The sequence below is a fragment of the Negadavirga shengliensis genome (assembly GCF_042652345.1).
GTDB classification, from domain to species: Bacteria; Bacteroidota; Bacteroidia; order Cytophagales; family Cyclobacteriaceae; genus Negadavirga; species Negadavirga shengliensis.
On the sequence record NZ_JBHSJJ010000004.1, the window covers coordinates 171,671 to 185,665 of the forward strand.

At 46.2% G+C, this 13,995-nt stretch carries 14 protein-coding genes; 5 read left to right on the forward strand and 9 right to left on the reverse strand.

Annotation, left to right across the window (positions count from 1 at the left end; all coding sequences use genetic code 11):
* Positions 1 to 11 precede the first annotated feature (11 nt).
* The 4 genes from ACFPFU_RS08455 to ACFPFU_RS08470 form a co-directional block, all read right to left on the reverse strand.
* On the reverse strand, positions 12 to 635 hold the full coding sequence (locus tag ACFPFU_RS08455; protein ID WP_377063453.1) for a hypothetical protein: 624 nt from the start codon (positions 633 to 635) through the stop codon (positions 12 to 14).
* Positions 636 to 742: 107 nt separating this feature from the next.
* The gene (msrB, locus tag ACFPFU_RS08460; protein WP_377063454.1) at positions 743 to 1,135 is read right to left on the reverse strand and encodes a peptide-methionine (R)-S-oxide reductase MsrB; all 393 of its coding nucleotides are present in this window, start codon (positions 1,133 to 1,135) and stop codon (positions 743 to 745) included.
* Positions 1,136 to 1,218: 83 nt separating this feature from the next.
* Positions 1,219 to 2,409: an aspartate aminotransferase family protein gene (locus ACFPFU_RS08465; RefSeq protein ID WP_377063456.1), complete on the reverse strand. Its 1,191-nt coding sequence runs from the start codon at positions 2,407 to 2,409 to the stop codon at positions 1,219 to 1,221.
* A gap of 62 nt (positions 2,410 to 2,471) precedes the next feature.
* The gene (locus ACFPFU_RS08470) at positions 2,472 to 3,386 is read right to left on the reverse strand and encodes a class I SAM-dependent methyltransferase (RefSeq protein ID WP_377063458.1); all 915 of its coding nucleotides are present in this window, start codon (positions 3,384 to 3,386) and stop codon (positions 2,472 to 2,474) included.
* Between the two features lie 163 nt (positions 3,387 to 3,549).
* Here ACFPFU_RS08470 and ACFPFU_RS08475 point away from each other — a divergent pair, with 163 nt between their 5' ends.
* Positions 3,550 to 4,311 (forward strand): 3-keto-disaccharide hydrolase, encoded by a 762-nt coding sequence (locus ACFPFU_RS08475; protein ID WP_377063460.1) that lies wholly within the window; start codon positions 3,550 to 3,552, stop codon positions 4,309 to 4,311.
* A 30-nt stretch (positions 4,312 to 4,341) separates the two neighbouring features.
* The gene (locus ACFPFU_RS08480) at positions 4,342 to 5,685 is read left to right on the forward strand and encodes a Gfo/Idh/MocA family protein (RefSeq protein ID WP_377063462.1); all 1,344 of its coding nucleotides are present in this window, start codon (positions 4,342 to 4,344) and stop codon (positions 5,683 to 5,685) included.
* A gap of 63 nt (positions 5,686 to 5,748) precedes the next feature.
* Here ACFPFU_RS08480 and ACFPFU_RS08485 read toward each other — a convergent pair whose 3' ends face one another.
* Entirely contained in the window at positions 5,749 to 6,189 is a 441-nt protein-coding gene (locus tag ACFPFU_RS08485; protein WP_377063464.1) for a peroxiredoxin, read from the reverse strand.
* Between the two features lie 167 nt (positions 6,190 to 6,356).
* Here ACFPFU_RS08485 and ACFPFU_RS08490 point away from each other — a divergent pair, with 167 nt between their 5' ends.
* Positions 6,357 to 7,223, forward strand: a complete 867-nt coding sequence (locus tag ACFPFU_RS08490) for a DMT family transporter (RefSeq protein ID WP_377064045.1) — start codon at positions 6,357 to 6,359, stop codon at positions 7,221 to 7,223.
* Between the two features lie 47 nt (positions 7,224 to 7,270).
* Here ACFPFU_RS08490 and ACFPFU_RS08495 read toward each other — a convergent pair whose 3' ends face one another.
* The 3 genes from ACFPFU_RS08495 to ACFPFU_RS08505 all read right to left on the reverse strand — a co-directional run bounded on the left by ACFPFU_RS08495 (position 7,271) and on the right by ACFPFU_RS08505 (position 11,353).
* Positions 7,271 to 8,740: a Gfo/Idh/MocA family protein gene (locus ACFPFU_RS08495; protein WP_377063466.1), complete on the reverse strand. Its 1,470-nt coding sequence runs from the start codon at positions 8,738 to 8,740 to the stop codon at positions 7,271 to 7,273.
* Positions 8,741 to 9,034: 294 nt separating this feature from the next.
* The gene (locus ACFPFU_RS08500; RefSeq protein ID WP_377063468.1) at positions 9,035 to 10,747 is read right to left on the reverse strand and encodes a GMC oxidoreductase; all 1,713 of its coding nucleotides are present in this window, start codon (positions 10,745 to 10,747) and stop codon (positions 9,035 to 9,037) included.
* A 60-nt stretch (positions 10,748 to 10,807) separates the two neighbouring features.
* Positions 10,808 to 11,353 (reverse strand): gluconate 2-dehydrogenase subunit 3 family protein, encoded by a 546-nt coding sequence (locus ACFPFU_RS08505; protein ID WP_377063470.1) that lies wholly within the window; start codon positions 11,351 to 11,353, stop codon positions 10,808 to 10,810.
* A 275-nt stretch (positions 11,354 to 11,628) separates the two neighbouring features.
* Here ACFPFU_RS08505 and ACFPFU_RS08510 point away from each other — a divergent pair, with 275 nt between their 5' ends.
* A complete protein-coding gene (locus ACFPFU_RS08510; RefSeq protein WP_377063472.1) occupies positions 11,629 to 12,891 on the forward strand; it encodes a hypothetical protein in 1,263 nt (420 codons plus the stop codon).
* Positions 12,892 to 13,045: 154 nt separating this feature from the next.
* The gene (locus ACFPFU_RS08515) at positions 13,046 to 13,228 is read left to right on the forward strand and encodes a hypothetical protein (protein WP_377063474.1); all 183 of its coding nucleotides are present in this window, start codon (positions 13,046 to 13,048) and stop codon (positions 13,226 to 13,228) included.
* A gap of 40 nt (positions 13,229 to 13,268) precedes the next feature.
* On the opposite strand, the gene ACFPFU_RS08520 is transcribed toward ACFPFU_RS08515, so the two are convergent.
* Positions 13,269 to 13,730 (reverse strand): DUF1905 domain-containing protein, encoded by a 462-nt coding sequence (locus tag ACFPFU_RS08520; protein ID WP_377063476.1) that lies wholly within the window; start codon positions 13,728 to 13,730, stop codon positions 13,269 to 13,271.
* Positions 13,731 to 13,995 lie beyond the last annotated feature (265 nt).

Genomic DNA, 13,995 nt, shown 5'->3' on the forward strand with positions numbered 1-13,995 from the left:
AGGACTGTTTATCAGGCTTCTTTTTTGTTCAATGCATCCACCAGTTGCCTGTTGAGTTTTCTCTCCCGTTCCAACGTATTTCTCCGGTGTTGCTCAAATTCCTCCCGCAATTCGTCCAACGTTTTCTTGGTTTCGGAGGTGACTGCATGGCTTTTTTTGAACCTGAAGTAAGAAATAATCAGTATGACCGTTAGGACGATGACCAAACCCCACATAAAGTTGTTATAGACGCTCTTATGGATCAAAAAGCCTAGAAAATTGAAACTGTCTCTTTCCTGGGCGGCTCTGTCCAAACTGGATTGGGTGTCGGACAGGTCAGCGTTTAGAGCCTTAATACCCTCCTGCTGTTTGTTGAGCTCGGTCTTGAGTTCCTGGATTTGGCGCCTGTAATTGGTAAGAGAATCTGTAATATTGGCTTGCAATTTATCCAGATAGGTTCTCCTCACTACTTTATATTCCTGGTAGTTTGAGGAAACGTTGTTGATATAATCAAACTGACTGGAAATGGGTCCCGCATCCAAAGAAGGTTCCTGCCCGGTATTTTCTTCTGATTGGCCGAATGCTGTCCCCTGAACCAAAAGCATGATTATTATGGTAAAAGTCCTGATCACTCGCATATTTAAATATTTTCTCATTTTTAATAAATAACTGCCCATATTTTACAATTATTATGCAAAATTAAAAAAATATGATGAACAAATCACCCATTGAGTCTACTATTCGTGCTTTTCGCTCCCCGGATTTAATGTTCTTTTTTGAAATCCAGCGCAACAGAATTGATGCAGTACCGGATACCTCCCCTGTCTTTAGGGCCATCTGGAAAGCGATGCCCTAAATGGCTATCACATTTGGCACAAAGGATTTCCTCTCTCACCATGCCGTGTGAATAATCCATCTCTACCCTGATGGCATCCGCTGAAACCGGTTCTGTAAAACTGGGCCACCCACAGCCGCTGTCGTATTTTGCACTGCTGTGGAAAATTTCATTACCACATGCCTTACATTCATATATACCGGTATCCTTGTTCAGGTAATATTGTCCACTAAATGGTCTTTCTGTACCTTTTTGCCGCAGTACATGATAGGATTCGGGATCGAGTTGCTTTTTCCATTCATTTTCATCTGAAGGGATCATTTTAGATGTTTTTTTGCTGCTGTCCGTCATCGTATATCCGATTTTGTAGTGCCACTATACTATCATAAACCATATCGCATTCATTATCGTTTCCTGTTGGACTCAATTGCCTGTATGATAACTGCACAGGCTTCTTCAATTTGAGAAGGTGTGATGGTCAGCGGAGGGGCTATCCTCATGGCATTGTCGCAAAACAAAAACCAATCCGTAACCACTCCCATGTCGATACAAGTGTCTATTATAGGCTTTAGCACTTCGAAGGTCTCAAATTCCACAGCCATCATTAACCCTTTATTGCGGATGTACTTGATTTCAGGATGAATAAGCAGTTTTTTGAACAAGGCTGCTTTTTCCTCTACCTTTTCGGTAAGCTGTTCTTCCTGAATGACCCGAATGGTAGCCAATGAGGCGGCTGCACTGACGGGATGTCCCCCGAAGGTGGTGATATGTCCCAGCAAAGGGTTGGTTTTTAGGCTTCCCATAATGTCTTTGTTGGCGATAAAGGCCCCTATGGGCATGCCTCCTCCCATGCCTTTTGCACAAACGATCATATCCGGAACGATGTCATCATGTTGAAACGCCCAAAACTTTCCTGTCCTCCCAAAACCTGTCTGTATTTCATCCAGAACCAGTAAGGTACCCGTTTCATCACATCTTTCCCTCAGGGAATGGAAGTATTCTTTATCAGCTATCCGGATCCCCGCTTCTCCCTGCACGGTTTCGATGATGATGGCTGCTGTACCCTTGGTGATGGAAACCAATTCTTTCAGATCTCCGAATTTGATATTTTTTATTCCCGGAAGTAGGGGACGGTAGGCCCTTTTGAATATTTCGTTGCCTCCGACCGAAAGTGCGCCATGGGAGGAACCGTGATAAGCATTGATACAGGAAACGATCTCCCTGCGGTTGGTATGGCGTTTGGCCAGTTTCAAGGCCCCCTCAACGGCTTCACTACCGCTGTTTACCAGATAGACATTGTCCAGGCCAGCAGGTAAGGTGTCACATAATGCTTTGGCCAGCTGCACCTGGGGTGTTTGGATATATTCCCCGTATACCATCAAATGAAGGTATTTGTCAAGTTGGGCCTGAATCGCCTGGATGACTTTGGGGTGCCGGTGTCCTATATTGCTTACACCTATTCCCGAAATCAGGTCGATATACCGCTTACCATCAGCTCCATGCAAGTAGACTCCCTCTGCCCGTTCAATCTCAATCATGAGCGGAAAATCCGTGGTCTGTGCCAAGTGGGACAAGAACAGCTGTCTGTTTTGCATGCCTTATGGGTTAATTTTTTCGATAAATATTTATTTAAGCGGGAAAAGAAGGCGCCAGGATTTTATAAGGTTGGAACCGGGCTTCTGAACCGGAAGAAAATCCCCAAGGGGAGGTTCTTCTCCTGCTTATCCTTAAGATAAAGTTCGCCATGCTCCGGATTATCTACTTTTTTGAAGGTGGAATGGACCAGATTGGCAGCAATCATGGAAGAGAAACTGAGGGAGTACATGTTTAAAACGAAGAAATGCCGGTCAGGATCCAGAAGCTCCGCGCAATGTTTCAGTAACGCATTGATGTTTTCTTCCAACACCCATTTTTCTCCTTTGGGCCCCCGTCCATAAGCGGGCGGATCCAATATGATGCCTTGATATCGATTGCTCCGCCGTACCTCTCTTTTAATGAACTTCATGGCGTCATCCACCACCCATCGGATATCCTGTTGGCCCGAGGCCTCCATGTTTAGCTTGGACCAGGTAACCACCTGCTTGACCGCGTCAAGGTGTGTCACATCAGCTCCCATGGACCTGGCAGCCACGCTTGCCGCGCCGGTATAGGCAAAGAGATTAAGGACTTTGGCAGGTTTCCCGGATGAACTGAAGCCCTTGAGCGTTTCGGCAATGTAGTCCCAGTTCACAGCCTGCTCGGGAAATATGCCGATATGCTTGAAGGACGTCAATGACAGGTTCAACTTTAGGGAGAGGCCATTTTGGTTGGTATAGCCTATGGTCCAGTTTTGTGGCATCTTCTTAATGATGTGCCAATTGCCTTTTTCCGGGTTGGATTTGTCTTTGGCAAAATGGGCGTGAGCCCTATTTTTCCATTCGGAATCCGGCAGGCTTTTGTCCCATATGGCCTGAGGTTCGGGTCTGCTTAGAATGTATTTTCCAAACCTTTCCAGTTTTTCAAAACCACCCGTATCCAATAATTCGTAATCCGGCCAGTTGTCTGGACTGAGCGAAAGGGATTGTGCTTGCATGCCGCAAAAATACGGCAATAATACCTATCAAAAAAATGGACTGCCGGGACAGAACCGGTATTTTGCATTTCCGCTTTAATAAAATAATTGATATTCGTTACAGTTTATTTCCGACAAATCGTTTATTTTGAATCCATCAAAAAACATTAAACTTAAAATACATATGAAATTACAGGTATTGATTTTGTTTTTAGTTTTGGGTACAGTAATCCTGATTCCAGCTATGGCACAACAAAAAGACATTAAATTACCACCCGAAGCCACCGAATTTTATGAACCAAAAGTAAAGGTAGTCACTCCCGGAAAGGAAAATAACCTGCCGCCCGCTGACGCGATCGTATTGTTCGATGGATCCAATTTAAATGCCTGGGTGAGCGACAGGGATGAGAGCGCGGCTCCCTGGAAAGTGGAAAACGGGATCTTCACCGTGGTTCCCAAAACCGGGGGCATTAAAACAAAAGAGTCATTCGGTGATGTACAGGTCCATGTGGAATGGAGGGCTCCCAGCGAAGTCAAAGGAAAAGGACAGGGGAGGGGTAACTCCGGTTTCTTCTTTATGGGAAAATATGAGTTGCAAATCCTGGATTCTTATGAAAACGAAACTTATTCCAATGGACAGGCAGCAAGTATCTACAAACAACATCCCCCACTGGCCAATGCCATGCGTCCTCCGGGTGAATGGAACACCTATGATGCTATTTTTACCGCCCCACGTTTTAACAAAGACGGTATGCTGATCTCTCCCGCCAGAATCACTGTTCTCCATAACGGCGTCTTGGTACAAAACAATGTGGAACTCAGAGGACCTACCGAATATATCGGCATCCCCCATTATGTGGCCCATCCCGAGGCATTGCCCATCCATTTGCAAGATCACGGCGATCTGGTCAGTTTTAGGAACATTTGGGTGAGAAAACTGGATTAATAGCAATACAAAATAACCTAAACTACAAAAATGAACTCAAGAAGAAAATTTCTACAAAAGTCTCTTGTGGCTTCTGCAGGCATGGCAGCACTGCCCAATATCATTTCTGCCGAACACCTGGCCGCCTTGAAAAAGCGGGTTGGGGCCAATGACCAGCTTAATTTCGGCCTGATAGGCTGTAAAGGTATGGGCTGGTCCAATATGAACAGCCATCTATTGCTCCCCGAAGTCAACTGCGTGGCGCTGGCGGACGTGGACCAAAGTGTTTTGGACCAAAGGTCTGCCAACGTGGAAGAACTGCGGGGCAAAAAACCGAAACAGTATAAGGATTACCGCCAAATGCTCGAAGATCCGGACATAGATGCGGTCATCATCGGCACACCAGACCACTGGCATTGCCTGAATCTGATTGACAGTCTTTCTGCAGGCAAGCACGCCTATGTGGAGAAGCCTTTGGCCAATTCCATAGAAGAATGTAAGCTGATGGTAAAAGCGACGGAACGCTACGGTAAAATGGTTCAGGTAGGACAATGGCAAAGAAGCGGTTCCCAATATGAACAGGCCATTGATTTCGTAAAGTCCGGCAAACTGGGCAACATAAGATTAGTGAAAACATGGGCCTACCAAGGATGGATGAATCCGGTTCCGGTAAAACCTGATGGTCAGCCTCCCCAGGGAGTTGATTATCAAATGTGGTTGGGACCGGCACCAACAAGGCCTTTTAATGAAAACCGTTTCCATTTCAATTTCCGTTGGTTTTGGGATTATGCCGGGGGCTTAATGACGGACTGGGGTGTGCATGAGATTGATATCGCGCTTTACGCGATGGGTGTAAGTGCCCCTAAATCCGTAATGGCCTCAGGAGGCAAGCTGGCCTACCCGGATGATGCTTCCGAGACGCCGGATACCCTGCAGACGGTATATGAATATGACGGCTTCAACATGCTCTGGGAGCATGCTACAGGCATTGATGGCGGCAATTATGGGACAACGGAAGGGATCGCCTTTATAGGCAACAATGGCACGCTGGTAGTCAACAGAGGCGGTTGGAAAGTGATCGCTGAAACGGAAAATGTCAACGGTGAAAGGAAGGAGAAAATAGAAGCGGTAAGCCATATCAAGCCGGAAGGAAACGCCCAGCAGCTGCACTGCAAAAACTTTGTGGAAGCCATCAAAAGCAATGATGCATCCAAGTTGAACTGTGGCATTAAAACAGGCTCAGTGGCCGCCATCAATGCCCATATGGGTAATGTGGCCTTCAAGCTTGGAGAAAAAATCTACTGGGATGCCGACAAAGATCAGTTTACCAGTTCTAAAGCCAACAACATGGTGAAGGCCAATTACCATAACGGCTGGAAATTGCCGAAGGTATAAACCGAAACAGGTTGTCTTTTATAAATTTGTAAAAAGGTACAAACGGTTTAGCTTGTACCTTTTTTATAATTTTTTGAGCATATATTTGATATGGCCTTTGGCGTCAAACATATCTTGGTAGATACCTTTGATATGGTGGCTGTCGTCCAGCAGATAAGTAACCCTTTTTGGGAGTCCTATGACGGGAATCAGTGCGTCATAAGCTTTACAAACTTTTCCTGATTTATCACTGAGTAAATGGTAAGGCAGGTTGTAGGTGGATTTGAATTTATAGTGGGTGGAAAGATCATCCCTGCTAATACCCACTATGGGTATGGCAAGATCTTCGAGAAACCCGAAGTGATCCCTGAACTCGCAGACCTCGGCGGTGCAGCCTTTGGTGAAGTCTTTGGGATAGAAAAAAAGAATACAGCTTTTGCCCCGAAAGTTTTTTGATAAGGCAAAATTTTCACCCGCGGTGGAAGGTAAAGTAAAATCCGGTGCTTTATCCCCTACATTGAGCATGGCGTCTTTTTTTATTAACCAACAATATTGATGCAAATAAGTTTGAATTATGGGAATTATTTGGGAAATCCCGAACCTTTTCTTTCTTCCCGGTATTATATTCTTTCATGTATTTATTATTCTGGAGTTAAAAGAAGAAAGTTTTGAGTGCCACAAGCGTCCGTCATATGCTCCTTGCGGGTTTTTTCTTCGCCTTGATGAATGTCACGGTGAAATTTCTCCCACATATTCCTGCGATAGAAATCATCCTGTTCAGGTCCGTATTCAGTTTTTTCTTCAGTTACCTTATTCTGAAAAAACAAAAGATTCCGGTATTGGGGAACAATAAAAAATTATTGATTATCAGGGGAGTCGTGGGGTCGGTCGGGCTGATCACCTTTTTTTATACGCTTCAGAAAATCCCCTTGGCCAGCGCGGTAACCATACAATACTTGGCTCCCATCTTTACAAGTGTGTTAGGCATTTTTATCGTGAAGGAAAGGGTGAAAGCCATCCAGTTCTTTTATTTTGCCATTGCTTTTGCGGGCGTGTTGGTCATTGAAGGCTTTGATCCACGGATTGAACCGGTTTATTTGCTTATTGGGATTGTTTCCGCATTGTTTTCAGGGCTGGCATATAATGTAATCCGTAAACTGAAAAACACGGAACATCCCCTGGTGATTGTTTTTTATTTTCCATTGGTCACCATTCCCGTTGCCGGATTGGTCAGCTTTTTTTATTGGGTACCCCCCCGCGGATGGGATTGGCTGTTGTTGTTGGTCATAGGAGTTTTTACCCAGTTTGCCCAGTATTTTATGACGATGGCCTACCAGAATGCCAATCTTTCAAAAGTAGCCAGTTTGAATTATGTAGGCATAATCTATGCCTTGGGGTTTGGTTATTTACTTTTCGGAGAAACTTATAATTTGGTGACCTATTCCGGGATGGTGATGGTCTTGTTGGGCGTCATCCTCAATGTGAAGTTTTCGGGCAGGCCGAAACTGAAAATCAAGTCAGGTGCTGAGTCAGGGAAGAACGTTGTCCATAAAAATTAAAGAGGACTAAGTCCCCTTTAATTATCTGCACGTTTAATCACGGAGGATTATGCCTTTGGCAATTCAAATCCCGATCTGTATTCTTTCCTCACAAATTGGTTGGCCGGTTCGAAATTGGTCACTTTCATATTTTTACCATCCCAAAGCAATTTGGTGTCCCTGCCTGGGTAGTTATAGCCTTTGCCGTCGGCCCTTTCCTCTCTGTAATCATAACTTCTGATGGCGAGGTTGCCCATCAATACGGATTCCGTCAAAGGACCGGCTATGGAGAATGGAGAGCTCAGTTCTTTGAATTCCCTGCTTCCATGTCCGGCAATACAGGCATTGACCCATTGGGCGTAATGCCCGCCAATGGCCCCTTCAACCCGGGGAAGAGACGGGGCTACATTCAGGCTTTCATTTAGGGAAGTAGGTAAGAGTTTTGGGTCCATTCCATAAGTGGAACACATCATTTTACCGCGGGTTCCTTCAATGATGACACCATTGCCGCCGTCACCCATCTGCTCATCGGGACCGAGTTCTTCCGGCCTGGAAGGTTTTATCCCGCCATCCATCCAATGGAATTCCAGGTCCCTGCCCCCCGGTCTGTTGAAACGAAGGGTTACATGCGAAGAAGGAGGGCAACTTTCGGGGAAATAACCTCTCTTAAATTCATCCACATAGACTGTTCCTACACTGCATTCCGCTTCGGTAGGATACCCCAGGTCCAATACCCTGAACGGCGGTTCCATAATATGGCATGCCATGTCCCCTAGGGCTCCCGTACCAAAGGCCCACCAACCTCTCCAGTTGAATGGATGGATGTGTTCCACATAATCTATTTTTTGAGCGGTGCCCAGCCAAAGGTCCCAATCCAGGTGTTTGGGTGGTTTTTTGCCCTTGGTTTCAGGCCATGGAACTCCCTGTGGCCAAACAGGACGGTCTGTCCAGCAATGGACTTTTACGGCTTCGCCGATAAGACCCGCCGCATACCATTCCCTCATCTGTCTTACCCCATCTCCGGAAGCACCCTGGTTGCCCATCTGCGTGACCACCTTGTATTTTTCGGCAGCTTCCGTCAACACCCTTGCTTCATGGATGGTATGGGTCAGGGGTTTCTGTACATACACATGTTTGCCCATCTGCATGGCCATCAAGGTTTGTACCGCATGGTTATGGTCCGGGGTGGAGACAGAGACCGCATCGATGTTGTTACGTTCCTTTTCCAGCATTTCCCTGTAATCCCTATAGTATTTTGCTTTGGGATGGTCTTTGACGCTTCTTTCCGCTCTGTTATCATCTACATCGCAGAGCGCCACAATTTCCGCATTCCCGCTTTCGTAAAAACTTCTGATATCACTGTAGCCTTTTCCTCCCACACCAATGCCTGCAATCATCAGCTTATCGCTGGGGGCCTTATAGCCCGGGCCACCGATTACGTGTCTGGGCACAATATAAAAGCCTGCCAAAGCAGTGGCAGAGGTTTTCAGAAAATCCCTCCTGGAATTGTTTTTTTCGGGCATATTGTCCTTTTTCATGGTATTGACCTGCTACTAATTTTTTAATTTTTTTAGATAATGAACGGCCTAAAGTAAAAAAAACTTATCTAACTTTTCAATAATTGTTCTTTTTATGTAAAAAACGGAGGATTTTTGGTGTAAAAGAGACATCTACAAAAAATGATAGTAGGATTGGATGAGAGACAGCCATGGTGTAACATGGCTGCAAAACCTCAACCTGTTTTTGAGGTCAGGCCGTAAAAAACATACAGTCCAGGATACCATAGCGACAGTTTTGTGTCTTTTCAGCTACAGTGCTATTGCTGTTAGGCTCTAACCCAGGTTACCTTTCTTAAGCTCTTCCACGGCATGGTCAGCCGCCCTGGCGGTAACGGCCATATAGGTAAGCGAGGGGTTTTGGGTACCCGAAGAAGTCATGAATGCCCCGTCGGTTACAAACACATTGTCACAGGCATGCAGCTGGTTCCATTTGTTCAAAAGGGAAGTTTTAGGATCATTTCCCATTCTTACACCACCCATTTCGTGGATATCGGAACCGGGAGGTGCATGGCTATCACTTGCCGAGATGTTTTTGAATCCGGCTTTATCAAACATTTCGGAAAGCTGCACGATATAATCTTCCACCATTTTGTCATCATTTTCCGTCCATTCGCAGGAAAGCACCAATTGAGGGATCCCATATTTATCCTTCAGTTCAGGGTGGAGTCTTACATGGTTGCTCTCTATGGGCACCACTTCTCCCATCATCCAGGCGCTTACTCCCCATGGCCCCAGTTGTCTGTCCAGTAAGTTGGCTTTTAAAGTTGCCCCGATGCCTTCCCTGCTGTAGCGGGCCGCCCGTCCTGACCCGCCAAAGCCCACGGCATAGCCTCTTAGAAATCCGGTTTCCTGCCTGTGGACATTTCTGAATCTGGGGATGTAACTGTGGCTGGGGTTTTTTCCTTTGCTCATCATGTCTGTAAACTCCTCACAACGGCCGGATATCCTTCCTCTGTAGTTGTGCCAGGTGATGTACTTGCCAAGCAGGCCATTGTCATTACCCAGGCCGTTGGGAAACCGGGACGAAGTGGAATTCAGCAGGATAAGGTTGGAGTTGAGCGCGGAAGCATTTACAAAAATGATTTTTGCAAAATATTCATGGACCTCCCTGGTTTCACTATCGATGACCCTGACCCCGGTGGCTTTGCTCTTGCTCTCGTCATAGATGATGCTGTGTACTACGGCATGCGGTCTCAAGGTCATGTTGCCGGTCTGCGCCGCCCAGGGCAGGGTGGCGGCATTGCTGCTAAAATAGCCGCCCAGCGGACATCCCCGGCTGCACAGGCTCCTGTGCATGCACTGATTCCGGGACTGCTGACGGTGTATCTCCTGCATCTCCGTGATATGGGCGCACCTCCCTTGTATCAATTGCCTGTCATTGTAATTTTCGGCCAGTGTTTTTTGAAAGTGTTTTTCGACACAGCTCAGCGCTATCGGTTTTAAAAATTCCCCGTCAGGCAGTTGGGGTATGCCGTCTCTGTTGCCTGAAATGCCCGCAAACCGCTCCACATGGCTGTACCAAGGGGCAATATCTTTGTACCGGATAGGCCAGTCAACGGCAAACCCATCCCGGGCAGGCCCCTCAAAGTCAAAGTCAGACCAGCGTTGGGTTTGTCTGGCCCATAAGAGCGATTTTCCTCCCACCTGATAGCCCCTGGTCCAGCGGAAAGGTTTCTCTTCTACAGTTTCCTGTTCCCCTTCCTCCATAAAAAAATGAGCGGATGATTCATGCATTCTGGGTCCCCTGGCACCATATTTCCTTTGTTCCTCCAAGGGGAGTCTGCCTCCAAATTTGAACTCCCAGGGATGCTTATTGGCACCTGGATAATCCTCTATGTGCTTGACATCACGGCCCCTTTCGAGTACCAATGTTTTCAGTCCTTTTTCGCAAAGTTCTTTGGCGGCCCATCCGCCGCTGATGCCTGAGCCAATGACGATGGCATCATAGGTCAGGCTTTTCTGCGCGTCTATGTTTAAATTCGCCATTTGAATCGAATAGGTTAGGTTTAAAGTTTGAATTTTAATGTGCCTTCAACATTCCCATGCTTATACCTTAAAAGGCCGATCGGGTACAGGCAAACATCCCTCATACCCACCCGGTGCCATGTCGTAGCTGGTGAAATGGGTAAGGTAATATTCAGAGGTGGTAAAACCGAGAATGGTAAGTTCTTTTGCCTGGTCAAAGAATTGTTTTATTTCCTCCTCTTCATCGGATTCCATCGTTAGAAGAATGGTCTCGCGTTCCTTGCGGCTGCATTTATAAAATGATTTGTTGTGCGGGTCTGATGCCAGGTTTTCCAGGTGGTCCAAACCTGCAATAAAGGAGTTTTGAATCTCCTCTTCGTAGCAATTGGCCAGCAGCCTGTCAATAAAGCGGTGAACATCCAGCTCTACTGCTCCCAAGGTGTCGGTTTTGGGAATAAAGGTGTCCACCATGCTTTCCAGGTTTTTCTTCTGGGTGCTGTTCAAGGGCAACCAGCGGAACTCATCTTCTGTAGATATGGAGGATTCCTGTCCTGGGCCGCATCCGGGTACCACCATCATTCCCCAAACGCTGATGGCCATGCTTTTTAATGCATCTCTTCTGTTCATAGGATCATTAATAGGTTATGATAATCGTAAGGTATACACAATTTTCAGCTAAGCAGGGCATGCCGTGGTGAAATCAGCTTTCTTTGTTATTTTGCTCCCTATTGACTAATATAGAATGTTATACCTTAAGGAATTTAAAAATATTTTATTTTGGATAAAAAATGAAGAAATTTATACGGCCATTTTTCGATGAGCAACAATTTTACTTGAAGCCCGGGCACCATAAGCCCTCAATGCAGTGGTTCTGAAATATTCACCTGAAAAATAAGATTTTGATGAAGCGGAGAGACTTTATAAAAACATCGGCCCTGGCAGGTTTCGGACTAAGCATGGGACCAAGCTGGATCAAAGCTGCCGAAGGGCTGGAGGCAGTGGCCATTACACAGGGTCCCAAGGCACACTGGTTTGGCTATTACGACAAATTTCAGGTAGATCCCAGTGGCCGGTTTGCATTGGGATGTGAAGTGGGGTTCGAGGGGAGATCCCCAGAAGCCCCGGACCGTCTTGGAATCGGTTTAATCGATTTGGAGGAAGATAACAAGTGGATACCATTGGGCAGCTCCAAAGCCTGGGGTTGGCAGCAATCCTGTATGCTCCAGTGGATTCCAGGTTCTGATGAAGAGGTAATTTGGAATGATAGGGAAGGGGACCGGCACATCAGCAGGGTAGTAAATATAAAGACCGGGGAAAAAAGGATCTTGCCGGAACCCATCTATGCCCTTGCCCCAAATGGAAAATTTGCCATTGGCACTGCTTTTAACCGCATCCAGAACCTCCGCCCAGGCTATGGCTATGTGGGCATTCCCGACCCCTTCCAATCTGTTAAAGCTCCTGAGGAAATAGGACTGTACAAGATAGACCTGCGCAGCGGGGAAAAACAGATGCTGCTGACCATAGCAGAACTGGCTTCCTTACCTCACCTGGATAAGGATGTATCTGATAACTGGCATTGGTTTAACCATTTGCTGGTCAGTCCGGACAGCAAACGGCTGCTTTTTTTGCACCGGTGGCGTCCTGAAATCCTGGAAACCCAGGTGATGGCCAGAACCGGGTTTGTGACCCGCATGATCACTTGCGATGAAAACGGAAAGGACCTGTATGTGGCGGATCCATCCGGCAATTCATCCCATTTTGTGTGGCGCGATCCCCGGCATATTTTTGTTTGGACCAAACCTATTGATAAAGAAGCAGGTTTTTGGTTGCTGGAAGATAAAACTGAAAATACCCGGCTTATAGGAGGAGAGACCATGACCACTAACGGGCACAATACCTACGTGCCCCATACCGATAATGAATGGGTACTGAATGATACCTATCCGGATAAGGAAAGGAAAATCACCCTTTATCTTTATCACATCCCGACCCAACGTCAGGTGGTTTTAGGGAGGTTTTACTCCCCTGAATCCTATTTCGGGGAATGGCGCTGTGATTTGCACCCCCGGTGTGACCAGCAGGGGAAAAGGGTGTTTTTTGATTCTACCCATGAAGGGATGCGACAGATGTATTATATGGATATTTCCCGGATCGTGGGAAATTAGGCAGAAGTGGCCATTGGATGTTCATCAGGCCTGGTTGCTGCTTCCGGGTTTGCTTGTGATGAGATTTTGCTGATAAAAATCTATATAATGAGTGATCTCCATCATTATTGGGGGATAAATTCCTGATGATTTTTACTAAAAATACCTTTGACCCATGAAAAACGATATTCCCCATCATACTTCCCATAGTGCCATATATGGTTTGGGTTTTATAGGCGCGGCCATTTATTATATTTCCCAGGCGACAAGTTTCTGGCTTGGGGTCCTCGGTCTTTTAAAAGCTATGGTTTGGCCGGGCTTTCTTGTGTATGAAGCACTGAAAGCCCTAGGGGCATAGGAACGGCTGTTTATAAGTATTTCCGTATTTTCCAATCGGTTCAATAACTTAAATCTCCAATCATTTTAACAATCCGGTTGGCTTTGGTTTCCGGTTTTTTAGCATCTAATATGTTGTCTATATAGGATTTCTTTTCCCAATCAGGCAGCTCATTGAATCTTTGGAGAGCGAGCGGTACCTCTTTAAGGCAATCCAGAATTTCCGATGGGATAGTTTGAGGGCGTTTGTCTTCAAACAAAACGATTTTAACCCAGTCCCCGGCTTCTTTTTTAATTTGTTTCCGGATGGCAGCTTTTACAGGGAGGAAGAGGTGACCGCTCCCATCGGGCATAAGTTTGTAATTGTTGAGCTCAAAACCATCGATCTTTCCCCTTACCCTCATCCATCCAAAAGGAAAACGTTTTTCCATGGGGATTTCCGGAATGAGGGCGTAGGTCCAGCCCCCTTTTCCGGGGAATCGTTGGAGCTGGTAGCGCTTGTTTATCAGAGGCTTTTCCTGCATGGGTGAGGAGTAAGGGATATGGATAAAATTTTTGTCAAGATAGCCGGTTTTAGGAAAAATCGGGAACTCCTTCGGGGTAAATAAATTTTCCGGAACTGTTAAAATACCCTAAATCCATTATTTTGGGTGTAAATCCGGTCAGGAAGCGGGGAAAGCGTTCCGGCGTGGTTGTTTGCGTGGTTATATCAGAAAGTTTATTGTGGCGATCCGGTAGCAGTTCGACCCTTGCAGGGTCGTTTTGATGGTATAACCGCCTTCTGGTCCA

Bases quoted from the DNA above. Each gene is read 5' to 3' on its own strand.
- ACFPFU_RS08455 (WP_377063453.1), bottom strand. From the start codon at position 635: ATGAGAAAATATTTAAATATGCGAGTGATCAGGACTTTTACCATAATA.
- msrB (WP_377063454.1), bottom strand. From the start codon at position 1,135: ATGATCCCTTCAGATGAAAATGAATGGAAAAAGCAACTCGATCCCGAA.
- ACFPFU_RS08465 (WP_377063456.1), bottom strand. From the start codon at position 2,409: ATGCAAAACAGACAGCTGTTCTTGTCCCACTTGGCACAGACCACGGAT.
- ACFPFU_RS08470 (WP_377063458.1), bottom strand. From the start codon at position 3,386: ATGCAAGCACAATCCCTTTCGCTCAGTCCAGACAACTGGCCGGATTAC.
- ACFPFU_RS08475 (WP_377063460.1), top strand. From the start codon at position 3,550: ATGAAATTACAGGTATTGATTTTGTTTTTAGTTTTGGGTACAGTAATC.
- ACFPFU_RS08480 (WP_377063462.1), top strand. From the start codon at position 4,342: ATGAACTCAAGAAGAAAATTTCTACAAAAGTCTCTTGTGGCTTCTGCA.
- ACFPFU_RS08485 (WP_377063464.1), bottom strand. From the start codon at position 6,189: ATGCTCAATGTAGGGGATAAAGCACCGGATTTTACTTTACCTTCCACC.
- ACFPFU_RS08490 (WP_377064045.1), top strand. From the start codon at position 6,357: ATGCTCCTTGCGGGTTTTTTCTTCGCCTTGATGAATGTCACGGTGAAA.
- ACFPFU_RS08495 (WP_377063466.1), bottom strand. From the start codon at position 8,740: ATGAAAAAGGACAATATGCCCGAAAAAAACAATTCCAGGAGGGATTTT.
- ACFPFU_RS08500 (WP_377063468.1), bottom strand. From the start codon at position 10,747: ATGGCGAATTTAAACATAGACGCGCAGAAAAGCCTGACCTATGATGCC.
- ACFPFU_RS08505 (WP_377063470.1), bottom strand. From the start codon at position 11,353: ATGAACAGAAGAGATGCATTAAAAAGCATGGCCATCAGCGTTTGGGGA.
- ACFPFU_RS08510 (WP_377063472.1), top strand. From the start codon at position 11,629: ATGAAGCGGAGAGACTTTATAAAAACATCGGCCCTGGCAGGTTTCGGA.
- ACFPFU_RS08515 (WP_377063474.1), top strand. From the start codon at position 13,046: ATGAAAAACGATATTCCCCATCATACTTCCCATAGTGCCATATATGGT.
- ACFPFU_RS08520 (WP_377063476.1), bottom strand. From the start codon at position 13,730: ATGCAGGAAAAGCCTCTGATAAACAAGCGCTACCAGCTCCAACGATTC.